The organism is Desulfoluna sp. HI9BLuna (genome assembly GCF_056829775.1).
The window spans coordinates 4,360,391-4,379,363 of record NZ_CP186555.1; the positions used below are offsets into that span (position 1 = coordinate 4,360,391).

The 18,973-nt window shown below is 56.6% G+C and carries 19 protein-coding genes; 8 read left to right on the plus strand and 11 right to left on the minus strand.

What is annotated here, in order from left to right; genetic code table 11:
* Positions 1-326 precede the first annotated feature (326 nt).
* Positions 327-863 carry an outer membrane beta-barrel protein gene (locus ACOYW0_RS17675; protein ID WP_482415129.1) on the plus strand — a complete coding sequence of 179 codons (537 nt, stop codon included), beginning with the start codon at positions 327-329 and terminating at the stop codon, positions 861-863.
* A gap of 43 nt (positions 864-906) precedes the next feature.
* Here the strand turns inward: ACOYW0_RS17675 and ACOYW0_RS17680 are convergent, their stop codons facing one another.
* Both ACOYW0_RS17680 and ACOYW0_RS17685 read right to left on the minus strand, forming a co-directional pair.
* Complete coding sequence (locus tag ACOYW0_RS17680) at positions 907-1,731, minus strand: HesA/MoeB/ThiF family protein (RefSeq protein WP_482415130.1); 825 nt, start codon at positions 1,729-1,731, stop codon at positions 907-909.
* 16 nt (positions 1,732-1,747) lie between these two features.
* Positions 1,748-2,482: an alpha/beta hydrolase gene (locus ACOYW0_RS17685; protein WP_482415131.1), complete on the minus strand. Its 735-nt coding sequence runs from the start codon at positions 2,480-2,482 to the stop codon at positions 1,748-1,750.
* Between the two features lie 522 nt (positions 2,483-3,004).
* Between ACOYW0_RS17685 and ACOYW0_RS17690 the strand changes: the two genes are divergently transcribed.
* The 4 genes from ACOYW0_RS17690 (at position 3,005) to ACOYW0_RS17705 (ending at position 7,866) form a co-directional block, all read left to right on the plus strand.
* On the plus strand, positions 3,005-4,939 hold the full coding sequence (locus ACOYW0_RS17690) for an LTA synthase family protein (RefSeq protein ID WP_482415132.1): 1,935 nt from the start codon (positions 3,005-3,007) through the stop codon (positions 4,937-4,939).
* On the plus strand, positions 4,927-5,631 hold the full coding sequence (locus tag ACOYW0_RS17695; protein ID WP_482415133.1) for a phosphatase PAP2 family protein: 705 nt from the start codon (positions 4,927-4,929) through the stop codon (positions 5,629-5,631). Before ACOYW0_RS17690 ends, ACOYW0_RS17695 begins: the two co-directional genes overlap by 13 nt.
* Before the next feature lie 159 nt (positions 5,632-5,790).
* Entirely contained in the window at positions 5,791-6,519 is a 729-nt protein-coding gene (locus ACOYW0_RS17700; RefSeq protein WP_482418842.1) for a response regulator, read from the plus strand.
* 33 nt (positions 6,520-6,552) lie between these two features.
* Positions 6,553-7,866 carry an ATP-binding protein gene (locus tag ACOYW0_RS17705; RefSeq protein WP_482415134.1) on the plus strand — a complete coding sequence of 438 codons (1,314 nt, stop codon included), beginning with the start codon at positions 6,553-6,555 and terminating at the stop codon, positions 7,864-7,866.
* A 17-nt stretch (positions 7,867-7,883) separates the two neighbouring features.
* Here the strand turns inward: ACOYW0_RS17705 and ACOYW0_RS17710 are convergent, their stop codons facing one another.
* From ACOYW0_RS17710 to ACOYW0_RS17720, 3 genes are all read right to left on the minus strand, one after another.
* Positions 7,884-8,723 (minus strand): pirin family protein, encoded by an 840-nt coding sequence (locus ACOYW0_RS17710; RefSeq protein WP_482415135.1) that lies wholly within the window; start codon positions 8,721-8,723, stop codon positions 7,884-7,886.
* Positions 8,724-8,796: 73 nt separating this feature from the next.
* Positions 8,797-9,183, minus strand: a complete 387-nt coding sequence (locus ACOYW0_RS17715; RefSeq protein WP_482418843.1) for a peroxiredoxin-like family protein — start codon at positions 9,181-9,183, stop codon at positions 8,797-8,799.
* Positions 9,184-9,195: 12 nt separating this feature from the next.
* Positions 9,196-9,444, minus strand: coding sequence for a hypothetical protein (locus tag ACOYW0_RS17720; protein WP_482415136.1), 249 nt, complete (start codon positions 9,442-9,444; stop codon positions 9,196-9,198).
* A gap of 445 nt (positions 9,445-9,889) precedes the next feature.
* Here ACOYW0_RS17720 and ACOYW0_RS17725 point away from each other — a divergent pair, with 445 nt between their 5' ends.
* Entirely contained in the window at positions 9,890-10,933 is a 1,044-nt protein-coding gene (locus ACOYW0_RS17725) for a glycosyltransferase family 9 protein (protein ID WP_482415137.1), read from the plus strand.
* A gap of 85 nt (positions 10,934-11,018) precedes the next feature.
* On the opposite strand, the gene ACOYW0_RS17730 is transcribed toward ACOYW0_RS17725, so the two are convergent.
* Positions 11,019-11,609, minus strand: coding sequence for a PEP-CTERM sorting domain-containing protein (locus tag ACOYW0_RS17730; protein WP_482415138.1), 591 nt, complete (start codon positions 11,607-11,609; stop codon positions 11,019-11,021).
* Positions 11,610-11,777: 168 nt separating this feature from the next.
* A complete protein-coding gene (locus ACOYW0_RS17735) occupies positions 11,778-12,215 on the minus strand; it encodes an Lrp/AsnC family transcriptional regulator (RefSeq protein ID WP_482415139.1) in 438 nt (145 codons plus the stop codon).
* A gap of 153 nt (positions 12,216-12,368) precedes the next feature.
* On the opposite strand from ACOYW0_RS17735, the gene ACOYW0_RS17740 reads away from it, so the two are divergent.
* Positions 12,369-13,019, plus strand: coding sequence for a LysE family transporter (locus tag ACOYW0_RS17740; protein WP_482415140.1), 651 nt, complete (start codon positions 12,369-12,371; stop codon positions 13,017-13,019).
* Positions 13,020-13,058: 39 nt separating this feature from the next.
* On the opposite strand, the gene ACOYW0_RS17745 is transcribed toward ACOYW0_RS17740, so the two are convergent.
* Entirely contained in the window at positions 13,059-14,342 is a 1,284-nt protein-coding gene (locus ACOYW0_RS17745; RefSeq protein ID WP_482415141.1) for an APC family permease, read from the minus strand.
* Between the two features lie 142 nt (positions 14,343-14,484).
* On the opposite strand from ACOYW0_RS17745, the gene ACOYW0_RS17750 reads away from it, so the two are divergent.
* Positions 14,485-15,366 carry a LysR family transcriptional regulator gene (locus ACOYW0_RS17750; RefSeq protein WP_482415142.1) on the plus strand — a complete coding sequence of 294 codons (882 nt, stop codon included), beginning with the start codon at positions 14,485-14,487 and terminating at the stop codon, positions 15,364-15,366.
* Between the two features lie 246 nt (positions 15,367-15,612).
* On the opposite strand, the gene ACOYW0_RS17755 is transcribed toward ACOYW0_RS17750, so the two are convergent.
* The 3 genes from ACOYW0_RS17755 to ACOYW0_RS17765 all read right to left on the minus strand — a co-directional run bounded on the left by ACOYW0_RS17755 (position 15,613) and on the right by ACOYW0_RS17765 (position 18,136).
* Positions 15,613-16,146, minus strand: coding sequence for a hypothetical protein (locus ACOYW0_RS17755; RefSeq protein WP_482415143.1), 534 nt, complete (start codon positions 16,144-16,146; stop codon positions 15,613-15,615).
* A gap of 835 nt (positions 16,147-16,981) precedes the next feature.
* Positions 16,982-17,206, minus strand: coding sequence for a hypothetical protein (locus ACOYW0_RS17760; protein ID WP_482415144.1), 225 nt, complete (start codon positions 17,204-17,206; stop codon positions 16,982-16,984).
* A 378-nt stretch (positions 17,207-17,584) separates the two neighbouring features.
* Positions 17,585-18,136: a recombinase family protein gene (locus ACOYW0_RS17765; protein WP_482415145.1), complete on the minus strand. Its 552-nt coding sequence runs from the start codon at positions 18,134-18,136 to the stop codon at positions 17,585-17,587.
* Positions 18,137-18,973: the final 837 nt, after the last annotated feature.

An 18,973-nucleotide genomic window follows, 5' to 3' on the forward strand; every position in this document is an offset into this window, starting at 1 on the left:
TTTACGAGTGTCCAGAATGCGTGAGTTCACAGTTCCGGAGGGCCGGAGCCAGACCGGACAGCGCATGCAGGGCAGGAGAGGTGAAAACGTGGAGGCCCACTCTTTTTCGGATTCGATATACGCCTGGATCGACCACCCGCCGTGATGGCACGGTGCCCGGCATTTCCGGCGGTGACGCCACCGCCCGGAACCACCGCAGGACGGTATTCAGGCTCCCGCACGGGCGGGATTGTTTAGACAGGTTCCCGGAGCATGTTGCCCGGGGATGACACAAGCGGACAACAAACCCCGTTGACGGGGTTGGATACGTTTAAAGGATGTTAAAGATGAAACGAATGATTGTTGCAATGACAGCCGTCCTCATGCTGCTGGGCCAGAGCGCCTTTGCCGCTGAGGGACACACTTTTCGAATTTCCGCAGGCCCGAGCCTGTTTTACGACTCCATGAGCCAGGAAGCCGGTGCCGGAGGGTACCTCAACGTCGGGTACCGTGTGGCACCGTCCGTGGACCTGGACATCTACGGCGCCGTGACCTCTGATTTTGAGGTGGACAACGACCTGACCCGCGGAGATGCCTCGGTCTCCATGCTTACCTTAGGAGCGCGGTACCTCTCTTCCATGGGCGACAACAGCACCGGGTACATTGCCGCAGGCATCGGGGTTCTCAAGCTGGAGGCCGACGAGGTGGCCGCCGGAGCCGATGATTCCCGCACAGGCGGTGTGGCCCGGTTCGGGGTGGGGGTGGATGTGCCCCTTACGGATCATTTGGGGCTGACCTGCGGGGCAGGGTTCAGCCGTGGGCTGGGCTCCACGGACGAGATCACCCTTTTTGATCTGAGCACCGCTCTTTTCTGTACCTTTTAATGGGTTTCGGCCCTGCCCGCACCGTCAACCGGTCGGGGCCGGATCAGAAGTGAAACACCTCGGAGCGCATGGACATCAGGTCCATGTGCACCATGGTGGCCTGGTCCGAAGAGATGTGACCCAGAAGAGCCCCTATAATCTGAGTGCATTGAAGGCCCGCTGCCACCGCAGGGGTGACGGCCGGAGTGCCCAGAACGGCCTCGGCTGTGGATTCGGCCTCGGCCCCGAAGAGATCGCCAAAGGAGGGACCATGGGGCCAGAGGACCATGACCCGTGCCTCAAACCCGGAGATGGTGGCGTGGACCATGGGGATGCCCAGGCCACGGGCCAGCTCCGAGAGTCTGGCCCGGTCCCCCAGGGTGTCCAGGCCGTCGGCCATGAGGGCTGCGCCGGTGAGATGGGGGCGGGCTTCGTCGCCCGTGACGTCGAGCCTGTGGGCCGTCACCGAGACCGAGGGGTTGACGGCGGCCAGGGCTGCCCGGGCCGCCTCTGCTTTTCCTGAACCCAGGGTCTCCCCGGTGGCAAACACCTGGCGGTTCAGGTTGCTGGCCTCGAACACATCGGGGTCGAAGAGCAGGAGCCTTCCCACCCCCATGCGGGCCAGGAACTGAGCGATGTACCCCCCAAGCCCGCCGCACCCCGCAACAGCAACCACCTTGCCCATGAGCTGCTTCTGCTCGCCGCAGGTAAAACTCCCCGCATTGCGCACATAGCGCTCTGGCCAGATGCCCGCCTCCAGGGCCGCCTCGTAAACCTTCCCCACGGCCAGCCCCACCTCATCGGCTATTATTCCGGCCTCCGCCTCGGAGAGCATCTCATGCCCGTGCTCATTGGTTTTCGCTGCCTGTAGAATGCGTTTGATCATCATGTCTAAGCCTTTTGCTTCAGGTTTCCAGGAGCGCTGCTTTCAGCCAGGCAGTGGCACGGGGAAAGAAGCGGGCCTGGTGGTCGGCGTCGCTCATGCGGTGGTCGCCGCCGGGGTTGATGATGAGCTCCTTGGGGTTTCCGGCTTCGGCCATGATTTTGTGGGCGTTGTCCACGGGGACGATTTCGTCGCAGTCCCCGTGAACCACGAGAATGTGGTGGATACCGGAAAGGCCGTCGGTGATGTCAAAGCCCATGTTCTCCTTGTAGTAAGAGAGGGGCACATCGTGGAGCTCCTGCTGGGCGGATATGGCCGCCTCGGTGATTCCCGTGCCGTTGACCGGTGCGGCCAGGCTCACCATGGCCTTGAGGGGAAAGCCGCGGCCTGCGAGGTGCTCCCAGGCGGCCAGGCAGGTGGCCCCGCCCATGCTGCTTCCGAAAAGGGCCAGGCCGTTGTCGGCAAGGCCCATGTGCCGGAGGACCTCGGCCGCGGCCAGGAGGTCTTCCACCCGGGTGGTGAGGGTGGTGTCGAGGAATCGACCCTCGCTTTCACCGCACCCCCGGTGGTCCAGTCTCAGGTAGGCGGCGCCAAAGTCGTTGCAGCAGCGGGCCAGGATAAGCTGTTTCCCCGACTCCTTGGTGGAGAGGAGGCCGTGGGAACCGATGACAACCGGAGGGTTCTCGGCGTCTGGCATGTGGAGCACGGCTTTGAGGTGAATGCCGGAGACGGGGATGGTGAGTGTTGTTTTTGTCATGGCGCTTGCCTTTCAAAGGTCCTTTCGTGGGTGGTTCGGTTCGGGAAACACGGGATCGTGTGGTGACTGTAGCCCGGGGCCGGGCTGATTTCAAGGGCGAGGGATCCAGCTGTACATTTTGCTACAAACGCCGAACCGCCGGTGAAAAGGGGCCCTTGGCCTGTGGGGATTCCCTTGCCACCGGTTCCGCCACACAGCTTGCAACAGACCGTTACACTTCCCCAACAGACATAAAGGGCCTGATCCGTCATGGTGTCCCTGCAGCGAACACACCCGAAGAAATCGGGTTGAATGACCGTTTCAAAGGAGCGTGCCCCTGCCCGGGTGGTCATGCGTCAGCATGACCGACCGGCTGAAGGCGGCAGGGGGCTCCTTGGAAACAGTCGTGCATCGCTTGTGTTCCCAAACACCTTCCATACGACGCATAGGCCACAAAAAATGAACGATTATCCTTCTGTACAAAATCAGACGCCACCCCATGGTTCCGGGTTGTTTCAGCGGATGAGGCAAGGGGTTCGCTCTTTGTTCATCGACCGTTTTTCTCTGCTCGGCCTCTTCATCGGAGTTTTTCTCGGGGTCAACGCCGTGACCCGGACGATTCTCATGACCCTTTCCGCCTCCCAGGTGGACTTCGGGTTTCACCAGCTGGTTGCCATCTACGGGGTGGGCCTGGTTTTTGACGGCATCACCGCCTTTTATTTTATCATTCCCGTCGTCCTCTACTTCGTGGTCGTTCCGGACCGGGTGTTTCGGAACCGGTTTCACCGGCCCGTGGTCCACCTCTTTTTCTTTGTGGGTGTCTATATCCTTTGCTACGGGGTGGTGGCGGAATGGCTCTTCTGGGATGAGTTCGGCAAGCGTTTTAACTTTATTGCCGTGGATTACCTGGTGTACACCACCGAGGTCATCGGCAACATCATGGAGTCCTACCCGGTATATCCCATGCTGGCAGGCCTGTTGGTGCCCTCGGGACTCATCTATTTTTTCTGTGCCCGCAGCCGGGCTTTCAAGGGGGCTCTTGCGGCGCCGTGCCCGTTCCGTCAGCGTGCGGCAACAGGGTTCATGTGCCTCATGGTGCCGGTGGTCTGCTTTCTGGGGGTGGACAGCTCCAGGGTCCGTGTTTCGGAGAACACTTTTAACAACGAGCTGGCAAAAAACGGGGTGTACGAGCTCTTTGCGGCCTTTCGAAACAATGACCTGGATTACGCCAGTTTTTACGAGCAGCAGGACACCACCGAGATGCTCGCCCGCCTGCGGAAGCTGGTGGCCACCGACAATGCGGAGTATCTGAGCGAATCCCTCGAGGATATCACCCGCAGGGTGGTCAACCCCGGGGATGAAAAACGGCTTAATATCATGCTTGTGACCATCGAGAGCATGAGCGCAGAGTACATGGGCATCTTCGGCAACCGGGCGGGGCTGACCCCGAATCTGGACAGGCTGGCGCGGGAGGGGCTTTTCTTCGACAACCTCTACGCCACGGGCACCCGGTCGGTAAGGGGTCTGGAGGCCCTGACCCTGTCCACGGTGCCCACGGCGGGCCGCAGCATCGTCAAGCGCCCCGGCAACGAGGGCATGTTCTCTTTGGGGTACCTCTTTAAAGAAAGGGGCTACGACACCAAGTGGATCTACGGCGGGTACGGCTATTTCGACAACATGAACTACTACTACGCCAACAACGGGTTCTCGGTTGTGGACCGCACCGATATGTCCAAGGAGGAGAAAACCTTTGCCAATGTCTGGGGCGTCTGCGACGGGGACCTGTTCAGCCGCTCCCTCAAAGAGGCCGATGCCTCTTACGCCGCGGGCAAGCCCTTTATGAATTTTGTCTTTACCACCTCCAACCACCGGCCCTACACCTATCCGGAGGGCAAGATCGACATTCCGGTGAAGACGGGGCGCGCAGGCGGGGTGAAGTACACGGATTACGCCGTGGGTGAGTTCATGAAGGCGGCCCGCAAGAGGCCCTGGTTCGACGACACCCTCTTTGTCTTTGTGGCAGACCATTGCGGCAGCAGCGCCGGGAAGACCAGCCTGCCCCTTCGCAAGTATGAAATCCCCCTGATTCTTTACAGCCCCAGGACCATCGAACCTGCGCGGGTCAGCAAGCTCTGCTCCCAGATCGACGTGGCCCCGACCCTTCTATCCTTGTTGAACTGGGATTACGACAGCAAGTTTTTGGGCAAGGACATCCTGGCCATGAAGCCCGAGGAGGAGCGCGCCTTTGTGGGAACCTACCAGAAGCTGGGGTACCTGAAAGGGGATCGCCTTACGGTGCTGCTTCCCAAAGGGGGCACCGAGGCCTATGTGTACGACCGGGTGACGAAACAGCAGGTGCGTGCGGCCATTGGCGACTCTGATCTCACCGACGCCATCAGTTTCTATCAGTCCGCCTCCTGGCTATACAAAAACGGGTTGACCCGGCGTATCACAGGGGAGCAGGAATGGGATTCCTAAGACGCATTTCCCTGGGTGCGGCGGTGCTCGTGGCGGTCCTGGCCCTGTTTGAAATGACCGACCTGGACCTTTGGGTCCAGGACAGCCTGTTCAATTTCGAGACCGACTCATGGCTGGTGGACCGCAACGCCGTTGTCCCGCGCCTTCTTTTTTATACAGGGATCAAGGGGATGATCATCGCCTTCGGGGTGATCCTGCTGGCACGGTACGGCCTCTCCTTTCGAACGAAAAACAGAGTGGCCAAAGAACGCCCCGGGGTCAGGCAGCGGTGGTTGACGGTGATACTCTCACTTATCGTGGTCCCCCTGACCATCGCCACCATGAAGGATGTGACCAACATCTATTGTCCGTCCCAGATCGAGCGTTACGGAGGGGACAGGCCCTACGTGAAACTCTTTGAACCCTATCCGGAGGCCTGCATCCGCTGTGATTTCGGTCGCTGTTTTCCGGCGGGCCACGCCTCCGGGGGCTTTGCCCTCATGGCCCTGGCCCGTCTGTTTGGCGACAGGCGGCGAAAGATGGCCGGGCTGGGGGCGGGGGTGGCCCTGGGCTGGGTGATGGGGGGCTACCAGATGATGAAAGGCGCCCATTTCCTGAGCCACACCGTGGTGACCATGGTCATGGCCTGGATTCTCATCGACTGCCTTGCCGAGATCGCGGGAAAGGTGCACCCCGGCGCCGGCTCCGTATGATAGACTCAGAGGGTACAAGGCAGGCATCAGCCCCGGCGCGCCTTGACCTGATCCCCTATAAGTGATGATGTAAGCATGCGCGGGCTGGATTCGACCCACAACAGACGAGGTTTCGAAAGGTTTTTTTTGGATGATGTCAAGGAGGACAATGTGAGGACAATGGGGGCCAAAGAGGTGCTGCTCGTGGAGGACGACCTTCCCCTGGCGGGGTTGATCAGTGAGTACCTCGGACAGAACGGGTACACGGTAACCCAGGTGCATGCCGGTGACGAGGCGGTTTCCGTCATCGCATCGTCGCAGCCGGACCTGGTCATTCTCGACCTGATGCTTCCCGGGCTGGACGGCCTGTCCGTCTGCCGCGAGGTGAGGCCCCTCTACCCGGGGCCTATTTTGATGCTCACGGCACGGGAAGACGACATGGACCAGGTGGCGGGCCTGGAGATGGGGGCCGACGATTATGTGAAGAAGCCGGTGGAGCCCCGGGTGCTCCTGGCACGGATCCGCGCCCTGTTCCGGAGGTACGAAGGGGCGCCCCCTTCGGCCGAGACAAAGGGCGTCCCAAAGGATCTTCGTTTTGGCGAGCTGGAGATTAACCTGAGTACACGGACGGTAAGCTTTTGCGGGCAGGACGTGAAGCTCTCCACCACGGAGTTTGATACCCTCCGGGTCCTTGCGTCCCACGGGGGGGAGACCCTCAGCCGGGATGACCTGAGCCGGGAACTCAAAGGGCGGGAATACGACGGCATCGATCGGTCCATCGACATCTGCATCTCCCGGTTGCGACGAAAGCTGGAAGAAAACCCCGAAAAGCCGGAGCGCATCAAGACGGTGTGGGGAAGCGGGTATCTTTTCGTGACGGACGCCTGGGGGGAAGACTCCCTAAGCTGATGGTGCCACCTGCGGGGACGGAGGCCCGCTGCCGTGAAACGAATCTTCTTTACCATCTACGCGCTCATTGTCTGTTCTCTGCTCGCCATTGCCCTTGGGCTGACCCCCATTGCCGACCATTTGATGAAGGGGGCCGAAGTCGAGGAGGAACGCTCCGAGTTCCGGGGGATTTTTTCCCTGATCGTCGCAGACCTTATCTCCATGCCCGAGAGTTCCTGGCAGGGGTTCCTTAACGAGCTGAACCAATCCTTTGATTACCCCATCACCCTGGAACGAAACAAAACCGTCCGCCTGCCCGAAGCCTATCGAGGGGCATACGACGAGGGGCAGATCGTTCCGGGCAACGAAGATGTGGAGATTCTGGTGCAGAAGATCCCGGGCAGCCAGTACAGCCTGTGCATGGGGCCGTTGCCTGAGCCCGAGAACATCAGGCTTATCGAGTCTCTTATGGTGGTGGTGGCTTTTGTGATTCTTGCCATCCCTGTTTTTGTCTGGTCGCTGTTTCTCTGGCGGGATCTGTCCAGACTGGAAGAGGCGGCCCGGACCTTCGGACGGGGGGATTTCTCGTCACGGGCCAGGGCCTCCCGGTTTTCAAGCCTGGCCCACCTGAAGCTCACCTTCAACGCCATGGCCGACCGCATCGAAAACCTCATCGCCTCCCATAAGGAGCTGACCAACGCTGTCTCCCATGAGCTGCGGACCCCGTTGTCCCGGATCCGTTTCGGCATGGAGATGGTGAAGACCGGCAAGACGCAGGAGGAGCAGAACCGTTACTTTTCCGGCATCGAACGGGATGTGGGAGAGATCGAGACCCTGGTGGAGGAGATGCTGACCTACGCCCGGTTCGACCGGGAAACCGGTCGGGTGGAGCCGGAGGCCCATGACATGGTCGCCTGGCTGCGTTATCTCGTTGCCTGTGAGGAGTCCAACGACGGGGTACGGCTTGAGCTGGCGGCACCGGAGGTTTCCCTGGAGTCGTGGTTCGACCCCCAGTACATGGCCTGGGCCGTGCGAAACCTTATTCGAAACGCCATGGGCCATGCCGCGTCGCGGGTGAGTGTCACCGTGGTGAATACGGATCGCATGGTGCGCATTCTGGTGGACGACGATGGCCCCGGCATTGCGGAAGTCCACCGTGTCCGTATCTTCGAGCCCTTTGCCCGCCTGGACACCAGCCGCAACAGGAAATCCGGGGGCTATGGCCTGGGGCTCTCCATCGTCAAGCGTATTGCCGTGGCCCATAAGGGCACGGTGACGGTGGACGATTCTCCCCTGGGCGGGGCCCGGTTTACCCTCTCCTGGCCGGGGACCCCGCCGGAGGCAAACAGCTCGGTGCAGCCACTGTAACCCCATTCCATCCTGGCTTACAACTTGACGAAGGTTCCGCTACGGTATTCGAGAAAGGCCAGGTCCAGCTCTTCCTGTGTGTTCATGACGATGGGGCCTTTCCAGGCCACGGGCTCCCCGATGGGGCAGCCCGTGAAGAGAAGGAACCGGAACGGTTCGTCCGGTGCCTCCACCTCAATGTCCGTGCCGGGGGAGAGGTGGGCCAGGTGTCGGCTCGGGACCTCGGTACCTGCGATGCGCCCCGCTCCTTCAATGCCGTAGACCAGCGCTGTGTGGCCCTGGGGAGACTCATGCCTGAATGAGGCACCCCGGGGGACGGTGCAGTCAATGTAAAGCGGTGCCGTCACCACATCGGTCACCGGCCCTGAGATGCCTGCGGCGGTCCCGGCGATGACCTTGACGCGGCACCCTTCGGAGGTCCGGGTCTCGGGGATCCGGGCGGCCGTGAACTCACGGTACCTGGGTGGCATCATCTTGTAGGAGGCGGGCAGGTTGGTCCAGAGCTGGAATCCGTGCATGGCACCGCTGGCGTCTCCCTGGGGCATCTCCTGATGGATGATGCCGGACCCGGCGGTCATCCACTGTACGTCGCCATCTGAAATGACGCCGCTGTTTCCCAGGCTGTCCCCGTGTTCCACGTCCCCTTTGAGCACATAGGTGATGGTCTCGATACCTCGGTGGGGGTGCCAGGGAAATCCCTTTGTGTAATCCTCAGGGTTGTCCGACCGGAAGTCGTCCAGGAGCAGGAACGGATCGAACATGGGGGCTTCAAGGAATCCGAAGGCCCTGTGAAGGCGGACTCCCGCGCCCTCGGTGATGGGCTGTCCCCAGAGCAGGGTCTCTACACGTCGTTTCATGGTGTTCCTCCCGGGGGTGCTGCAGCCTGTGCCCCCGCGTTGTGTCCCAACGTAATCTCGTGAACTATCCGGGCTAGTCGTCAGGGGAGACGATGGAAATCACCTCCCTGGGATCGGGACGCCTGGTGTAGTCCGGGTGGGCTTCTGCGCTGAGGATCTTTCCGCTGGGGTCCAGGATGAACCGGGCCGGAATGGGCAGTTCCCAGGAGTCATCGCCGTTGAACCGCGGCACGTCGATGCCGAACCCCAGGTAAATGTCTCTGAGCGGAAGGGGCAGCCTGTGCACCAGCCCAAAGGCCGAAGCCACCGTGTTTTGGGGATCGGCCAGGATGGGGAAGGTAAGCCCGAGTTTCTTGGCCAGGGGTTTGGAAAATTTTGCCTGCTGGGGGGAGACAGCCACCAGGGAGGCTCCCAGGGAGGTCAGGGCCGGGACGATTTCCTGCAGAGCTTCCAGCTCCAGATTGCAGTACGGTCACCAGGCTCCACGGTAAAAGGTGACCACAAGGGGCCCCCGGGCCAGGAGGTCTCGACTGTCCACGGGCTGTCCCGCGGTATCGGACAGGGTAAAGGCAGGGGCCTGCATACCCGCCTTGGGGATGCGGTCCAACAGATCGGAGGCCGCCAGGTCCCGGGTGGCCTGGTGCATGATCTCCAACGCCTCTTTGGGGGCGCTTGCCTCAAACTCTTGTTTTAACGCGTGCAGTTTGTCCTGCAGTTTCATGGCAACCTCGCTTTTGATGGGGATGGTGTGCCCACCTGAGCCTTGAGGACGAATACGGAGGGGGGATAACGGTCGGCAGTGGCTTCAGATGCATGGCACGGATATCCAAGGGCGGTACGCCGGATGGTTCCTGAAAAAATGATTTGTCGGTGTCTTGGATGCTCAATGATATCATACCCCCTCATCAGAGCAAAGAAGAGGACGGGCAGGCCGTGTAACCGGAATGGTGCTGCGGCGTTCAAAAAAACACCCGCCGCAAGCACAACGGAATCAGGTGTCGTTTTTTGAGTTGGTTCACTTGGGGCTTGCCGCCTGTGCGGCGGGTGTGTAGTGTTACGAACTGAAATAGCTCTTTTTGTTGCCTGTCGTACGTAGCGGTTATCTTTTCGGGAATTGATTTTTGTCTTTTGAGAAAATGCCACCACGACCAGTTTGAGGAGGGCGAATGCGTGTGAAGACCGTTCTTGTAATCCAATGCGGTGCTCTTGGGGATTTGATCTGTTCCACCAGCGTCATTGATGCGGTGGCCCGTCAGTTCGGCCCGGGGACCTGCATTGATTATGTGTGCAAGTCCGGGCCCGGGGCCCTGTTTTTTTTGGATAAACGGGTGAACAAGGTTTTTGAGGTGAACCATTGTAAATGGCCGGTGTGGCTCCATCCGGCAAAGCGCGACGTCGTCAACTCCTCCCGGGAGGTCCCTTACGATCTCCTCATAAATTTCGGCAGCGGAAAGCAGTTCAAAGGGTTGGTGCAGAAGATTCGTGCCGGGACAAAGGTGGGGTTCCACAGCACGGAGTCCCATTTCCCAAAGGGAATCCACATGGTGGACGCCTTAAAACGCATCTTCAGTGATGTCATCGACGACGAACATCTCTGGCGCGCTTTGCCTTCTCTGGTGGGTACCCCGGTTGAGGAGGTGAAAGCAACTTACGGACTGGACCATCGGTATCTCGTGGTGAGCCCCAGCAACTCCCATCACCACAAAAAAAACGTCAATCATCGTGCCTGGGAGCAGGACTCATGGGCGGAACTGATTGATGCCCTGAGTCGGGACATTCAGGTGGTGGTTGTGGGAAACCGCGGCGAGGACGATTTTTTTAACCGACTGAGGCCCTTTCCCGCAGGCGTTGCGGATCTGGTGGGCAAAACACCCGTGGTGGACCTGGTGGGGGTGATCGACGGGGCTGTGGGGCTCGTTGCCACGGACACGGGAACGGCCCACATAGCCTCCGCCACGGGCACCGAGGTGTTTACCCTTATCGGTCCCACGCCCGCCTGTGAAACCGCTCCCTACCAGGGACCGTTCAACACCGTGCACATCATTTCGGCCAACCTGCCCTGCAGTCCCTGCTACAAAACCGAGGCCATGAAAGCCTGCCGCGACAACCGCTGCATGAAAGACATTTCCGTGTCTGATGTTTACGGTCTGGTGGCCGCATCCTGTCTTGGGGGGGAAGGGCTTCAGGACAAAAAATCCGCAGCATCCTGAGATGCTGCGGATCGTGTTGTCAATGACTGATATGCCGGAGCATCGGTGTTGAATTGCCAACCCATCGATGGTCCGGCCTTATGGCTTAGTGCTTATGGTTTTTTTTCCTGCGAAACCCGGCGATGCCGCAAAGACCGAAGCCCAGGAGAAGCATGGTGGAAGGCCCAGGCACAGGGCTTGCCCCCAGTGAGGCATCGCCGCTCATGTCGTCCACCAGCCACATGTTTCCGCTGTCATGCAGAACGACATAATCGATGAAGGTACCGTCTGTTGCGTCGATTCGCAAGAAATCCATGGGGCCGCCGGTGTTTGAGTTGCCCTTGGCGGTGACCATGGTCCCGTCCGTCAGGTAGGCATCAATGTAAAACTCGGACATGGAGCTGTAGCCGGTTTGGAACCAGGTGCCGTTGTCGTTGGCAAAATCGACCTTGACGCCCCGGGCATCTGCTCCGCTGCCGGCCCACAACCACATATTGCCGTTGTGGTGAAAGGAGCCATGCCCATACCCAAGATCGTCCGAGGTGGTGTTATACCCCTTGCGACTGTCGCCATACATGGGCGCATTGCCCGAAAAATCTAAAAACTCGATCCCTTCAATGCCATCGACCCCGTTTTCAAAGTCGATGGAAAAGGCCCACGCCCCGTTTATCCCGAGAAAAACCATAAGACCTGCCATTCCGGGCCGTCTGGCCGGGCGCAGTCAGTCTGTATGGGCACCATGGAAGGGCTCCGGAGCAAGATTGCGTAACGAAATATCGCCGCGACCTTTTTTTTACTTGCTGCAGGTGTTGTGGGGGGGGGACGAGGGGAGGCGATTTCTGAATACAGGAGGGCGGGAACTTTACTAAGGCCCTTTTAACGTGGACATGACCATGAACGAATGGATCCGTTCCAGGCCCGGAATGGTGGCCAGGGTATCGAGGTGGAAGTCTTCATAGGCGTTGATATCTTTCACCGCCACCTTTGCGAAGAAATCGAACTGGCCGGCGAGGTGGTAGATCTCCTTGACTTCGGGGGCCTTGGCCAGGGCTTTCTGGAAGTCATGGAGTGCCTCCCGGGTATGGCTCTCCAACGTCAACCCAACGATGATCACCAGCCCTTCGGAAAGGGCTTCCGGGTTTATCACGGCCTGGTACCCGGTGATAACCCCCCTTTCTTCCAATGCCTTGACGCGCCTCTGGCAACTTGAAACAGAGAGCCCCACACGATCTGCCAGCTCTGCATGTGTGACTTTTGCATTGAGTCTGAGCTCATGCAAAATTTTCCTGTCAATGATATCCATGGCGGTAATAATACCTGAATTATCCTGATAAAGACATAATAATTGGTGATTATATCCACGTTGATTGGGTTACAATACCAATCCAAATCACCCAAAGGGGGCCCATGTGCCCTCTTTATCTATTCAGGCACGATTGTATCAACAGGAGGCACTATGAACATGGCAAGCATTGAAACCCTGCCATATTTGTCGGAACTTATTTCGGTGAGCGTTATTGCTATGTTCATGGCCATAAGCCCGGGCGCAGATTTCGTCATGGTGACAAGAAACAGTATCTTTCACAGCCGCTCTGCAGGTATTTTATCGGCCCTTGGGGTCGGCTGTGCCATCTGGATTCATGTGGCGTATTCCATTGCCGGGTTGGCCCTCATCATTTCACGGTCCATTGTGCTGTTTTCTGTTCTCAAGTACGTTGGCGCAGCCTATTTAATCTACATGGGTTGGAAGACGTTTACAGCAAAAGACCTGATAGACATGGATGAGCCTTCTGCTGGAAATGCATTGTCTAACGGGGCCGCCTTTAAAATCGGTTTTGTTACAAATGCCCTGAACCCCAAGACCACTATTTTTTTCCTGAGTATTTTTACACAGGTCGTCAATCCTGAAACACCGATATGGATGCAACTTGTTTACGGGTTGATCATCTCATTGTCTCATGTTGCGTGGTTCACCGGCGTGGCGGTTTTTTTAAGCCATCCCATCTTGTTGCAACGGTTCCAACATTCAAAGAGTGTGATCGAAAAAGTGGTTGGCAGTGTCTTGATTGGGTTTGGCTGCAAGGTTGCTGCAGCAAACCATGGTTGATGGGGTGTTACGATTCAGGTTTATCAAAATCAAGGGCGATCAGCTTTCGAGTTGGCTCACCTCGCCGACGGAGGCATCGTTTTTCACCCTTGGGCCTGGATGGTTGCATACGACACAGACCGTGATGGCTGCCAGTCCCATGAGGGGCAATATCGCTGAGAAGCAGAGCAAGGCGATGAACCCTGTGAAAAGGAAGAGGCAGGGAACGCGCAGCGCCATGGAAGGGAAAAGGCGAATGGCCGCTGCGACGGCCATGAGGGAGTTGGCCAGGAAAAAGACGTTTGCCACCGCCACGAGTTGTTCCAGAGAGACCCATTTAAAATGGAGCAAAAGGAGATCCGCCCCATGAAAACAGGAAAGGGTGGCCAAAGCGGCCACCGGTACCCCGTTTTTATTGCACCGGGAAAGCCACCCCGGCATGTGCCCCTCCCGGGCCAGGGTGGCCACAAGCCTTGATACCCCGCCAACGATGAGAAGCACCGTGCAGATGCAGAGGAGGGATGTCACGACCATGACCACGGCCTCGGCAGATACCCCGAAAAGAGGCCGTATCACCTGGGCCACCGATACCATGGTGCCGTTCTCTCCCACAGGGTGATTCGCTGATGACGTAAACACGGCCCACGCCACCAAAAGATAGATTCCGCTTATTCCCGCCACCCCCATCATTGTCGCTTGAGGAATCGTTCGTTTGGGGTTTTTCACGTCCATGGTGTAGTTGCCGACCACCTCCCATCCGACGACGGCCCAGAAAAGAACCAGCAGCGTACGCCCCATGGCGGAGAGATCGCACGGAGTATTCGGCCACGGTGCCATCGGGGTTTTGGCAATGGTTACAACGCTTCCTGCTGTGAGGATGACGCCGATGCACAGGCTGGCCGAAAGGGCCACGCCCCCCAGAACCGAGATCCGTCTCATCAACAGGACCATGCAGAGAAGGAGCATCCCTGCGGAAAGGCCGGGCATGGAATCGGGGGGCCACCCAAAGGTGCGCGCCATGGCATCGGCTGCGGTCATGAGCACCGCAACGGGCCCCACACAGACCGCGCACATCATATAGAGGGAGGTCAGGTGTCCGGCCCGTTGCCCAAAGGCCTTTCGCACGGCGATGGGCACGCCCTCCGAGCCGGGATAGTGCAGGGCCATTTTGGCAAAGAGCCCGGCAAACACAGCCCCCAGAGCCATCATGATGAGCCAGGCCGTGACCGACCAGCTTCCCAGGCTTGCCTGGGCCATGGGGGGCAGCAGTATAATTCCCGACCCCAGCACCGCTCCGGTGATCAACCCGCTCAGCTGCAGCGGTCCCATTTTTTCCTTTGGCATGTCGCCTCCTTTCGCAAAAAAAGTGGCGCCACCTTACCAAAGGGCACTGCATCTTCAAAAACGAATGTTTCGCTTGAAACGTTCGGAAAAACCGATAAGGATAGGGGCTCTTTTTTATTCCGACATTCTACAGGGGGGACCCATGGACATCCGACATTTCCAGACCCTGAAGGCCATCGTAGAGCAGGGCAGTTTTATCAACGCCGCCCGGGCCCTGAACTATGCCCAGTCTTCCATCACCTCCCATGTGAAAGCCATTGAGGACTATTACGATCAACCCGTCTTCGATCGAATCGGCAAACGGGTAGTGCTCAACGCCTTTGGGGCTGAAGTATACCGCCACGCCCTGGTGCTGCTGGCCGGCTACGAGGACATCTGCAACTTGAAAAATGACACAGACGAGCCCTCGGGCTCCATTCGCATCGGCGTTCCCGAATCCACCATGCTCTATCGGCTTTCGCCCGTTTTGCAGCGCTACAAAGCGCAATACCCCAAGGTGGAGATCATCATGCAGAACGCCTTGTGCCCGGTGATGCGCCGCGCCCTCAAGGAGGGCGACCTGGACCTGGGGTTGCTCTTGGAACAGGACGTGGAGGAGCCCGACCTCGCAAAAAAGCTGCTGCTCAAAGAACCCATGAGCATCGTCCTTCCCAGGCAGTATCCGGCAGACGACCTCGTGTCTTCAGAGAGACACGTCATTCTCTACACGGAAAAGGGATGCAACTACCGGAAGGTGTTTCAGCGGTTATTGGAAGAGAAGGGGATACAAACCGACAACGTCATCGAAACCGCCAGCGTGGAGGTGATCAAAAAGTACGTGCTCTGCGATATCGGCGTCTCGTTTTTGCCCACCATTGTGATCAAGGACGAGCTGGCACGCGGAGAGCTGAAACATGTCCCCTGGGAATCCCACAACCCCGTTGAGCTGAAAATCGCGTATCACAAAGACAAATGGCTGACACCCGCCATGAAGGAGTTTATCCGTTTTGTCTCGGACGAGGCCGTCCAGTGGCAAGATGCGTGAGAGCGTGATTGCTCAGTAGAATAATGCCTCCGGCGGCCCTGCCGGGGGCATAAGGTGAGATCAAACAAATAAAGCCTTACGCTTTCGCATAAGGCTTTTGAAGTATTTTTTATTTAGTGGTGCCGGGGGCCGGAATTGAACCGATTGTGTTTTTAACTTAACCGCCATGCCCTATAAAAATAGCGGTCTCAGGATTTTTGGGGCCTCATACATTGTGGTTACGCTCGGTAGATCTTGACGTTGGGATTATGCTTTTTCTTTCAGAATGCTAAGAATCTCTCGTGTGCTATTGGCATTGTCAACGGTTGCCCGCGTAATTTGTCCAGCTGCAACAAGAAAAAATCCGGAAACAGATAGGCCAAGGCATGGTATTATGCTAAGCATTACCCCGCTAAAAAAAGAGACAAAAGCCCCTATCCCGCCAAGCGCTGCAACAATCCAGCCTATGCCTGACATGAATTCTGAAACGTTTTGTGCCGTTTTATATTCTGGTGCAAATTTTTCTGTGGCTTGATCTGTTTTAATGGGGTTTAAGGGTTGTTTTTGAAGTATTACACCAAGTGGTTTGGATTTTCCGTTAATCTGAAGTTTTTCGTTGTCTCTAATTATTTCATATACGATGTCTGTATCTGCGTTGGTAGATATTTTTTCTTTTAATGACTCAATATTGCTTATGATTTCACCGTTAAAAGAAATAATGTAATCATCCTTGTTGATTCCCATTGCGGCGGCGTGTGATGTCTTGTCACATTCAAGGACCTTAAGTCCGAAACCTGTCATGTCTTCTTTCTCCTGATTTTCAATCTGTTTGTAATACTAAATGTGGAGGAATAATCTCAGCTTTTTGCCGTAGACAAGCATTTTTCGGATAACTATATATATCAAATGCTGAATTATCAATGATGAGAATATTAAGACGTGAGAGTGTAAATTTATCTGTGGACCTGGCTGTGGTATTAACCTCCTGGAAGGAGAATGTCACCATGGCCAAAAAGCAGGGTCGTATAAAGGCACCCTAGATGAGTTGCCCAATGTGTGGATTTATTTGAAAGGCACTAATGTTATCCCAAGCCCTAAAACACAAAATCCACAGCATCCTGAGATGCTGCGGATCGTATTGGCATTCTTATGGTACCGGAGGTCGGAGACGAGTCAAGACCTACGAATACCAAGGCTTTCGAGCGCTGTGCTTCTGCCAGTGACGAAATTAGTACCCTGAACCTGGCCCCTCCGTCAAGCAGGATTGCGCCCTCTGTGAATTCTGGTGTCCCTTCCCCTGCATCGCTCAGTAGATTTCACGTAGACAGCCATTTGGTGTGCCCCACCAAGCAACCTCGCTCTGATATTCTGGCAGAAAAATGTGAGAGGGCATATCGTATTGTGTTTTACACGCTGCGTCCCCCCTCTGCCCCGCCTCGGCCTGCTTCCTTATGAAAAAACGTTGCTCCCTGCATTCATCCTTATCTGCCTTTCCCTGTCCCCAGTCCATCCCTTGGCGTCAACACCACAGGCTCTGAGGGGAAATAAGAAAGGGGATACTCCATTAATTACACTGGAACACCCCCTTCTATTTCGTTAGCCACTTAGGTGAAACTACAGGCTATATTTATCCCCTCTAACTCACACGTAACTCGTATTCTTTCCTGACTTCACTAACCACTTCTGCCAATACTCCACGCATAGAATCTGGACCATTCCAGTCGTAACCGCTTAGACCAGAGCCAGAAGAACCCTGTGGCACACCGAATATTTCCCAGCCTTCTTCATAATATGGATGGTCTTTCAATTTGCTACAGAGCTTTTCAATGTATTCTGTCTCGTTCACTACCTGCTTGTTCATATAAAGACCTCTTGTCAGGGGTTTAGATTTGAATGTTATGTGTGGCCTAAGTGACATTCCTTACCCTGTATTGGTAATAATGCTAAGTATCTTTCATGTGATGTCAACTCTTTATCCTAATCAATTGCAAGCGCCACGCCCACTGCAAGAACGCTGCCTTATGGCTGACCAGTAAATAATGACAGCAAAATGTGAGAGTATATATCGTAGTGTTTCTCCTCCCTGCATCCCCCGTGGCCCCTCCTCGAACTGCTTCTTTAATGAAAAAGCTTTGCTCCCTGCCATCCTCTCTTCCTACCTTCCGTTGTCCCCAGCCCATCCCTTGCCGTCAACACCACAGGCTCTGAGGGTAGGACCTGCGGGGCTGGTGTGTGGGTCTCATCCCTTCAGGACATTGTAGATGGTGGCCCGTGAGACACCGTACTTCTTGGCAAGCTGAGTGGGGTTGAGCGCTTCTCTCTCACCCCTGATGGCCTGCTTCTGCTCATCCGTGAGGCTTGGCTTGCGTCCCAAGTGCTTCCCGGCTTCCTTGGCGTTCTTGATGCCCTCAAGCTGCCGCTCCTTCCGCAGGTTCGTTTCAAACTCTGCAAAGACCCCAAGCATCTGGAGGAAGGCCTTGCCTGCTGCTGTCGACGTGTCAATGGATTGGTCGAGGATCTCCAGTGCAGCGCCCTTGTCCTCCAGCTCTTTAACGATGGCGGTCAGGTCATTCAGGTCACGGGCCAAGCGGTCGAGTTTCCAGACCACCAGCTTGTCACCCTCCTGTATCGACTTCAAAGCGCCCTCAAGCTGCACACGGCCTTTCCTTGTGGTGCCACTGGTCTTCTCTTCCCAAAAGATGGCGTCGGGGTATTTGGCCTTAATGGCTGCATGCTGCATGTCGGTGGATTGGTCGAGGGTTGAAACTCGGGTGTAGGCGTAGACTCTCATGGTGGGGCTCCTTCCAGCGTGTGTCAGAAAATGTGTAATCATTGTCTTAGACCTTTTTAGAATCAGTGTCAACAACTCAAAATGAGACCTTTATGACATGGGTTCGAGGGGTGTTAAGAAGGTATACCTTTTTGACAGGCTGTGAGCGAGGGCCGGGAGCGATAGCCTGTAGGTGTAACAGCGGCTCCGGTATGTACTCTACATGGAACCGGGGGACGGCTGGTTGATTCCTGGAGCTGAACCTGTGGCAGGAGTTACGGCCCTCCCCCTGAAGCAGCCACGAGAACGGCCCATATTTCAACGAACGTAGGCTTGACGGTATGACCGTATAGGTAAAGGCAGAAGGTCAATTTTAGGCAGGAATGGAGCCTTTCAAGTAGAGCCTGTCCCACCATCAAATAAAGCGTCGTAAGTGCCTGATTCTACACACCGCCCCGTATAGGGGGCAGCATAGCTATAGGTATACTTTAAGAATACCTTTAGGTACACTTTAAGTACCTCTTAAAGAGTAGCTTAAAGCCATCCTTAAAGCATCCTCCCTCCTTATCTCCCTATCACAGCCGCCACAGCTCCCGCCGGTCCTCCCCCTCCTTTTGACCATTAGCTGCCCGTATGGCTGGTTCTTCGTGATATATGATAGCGTTCGTTTGTTACTTCTCCTTTGTGTGCGGGTAGATCCTCCTGATAGGCCATGTGGTCTTGATGGTGGGTCTACCCATTACCTCAAGAATGTAAGCTATATATGGTGGCGTGAGAGGATGGTACGCACTATATCTCGTGGCCTCTGTTTGTGTGTATCTGTATTTTTCGACACTGGTTTGCCCAGTAGACAAGGCT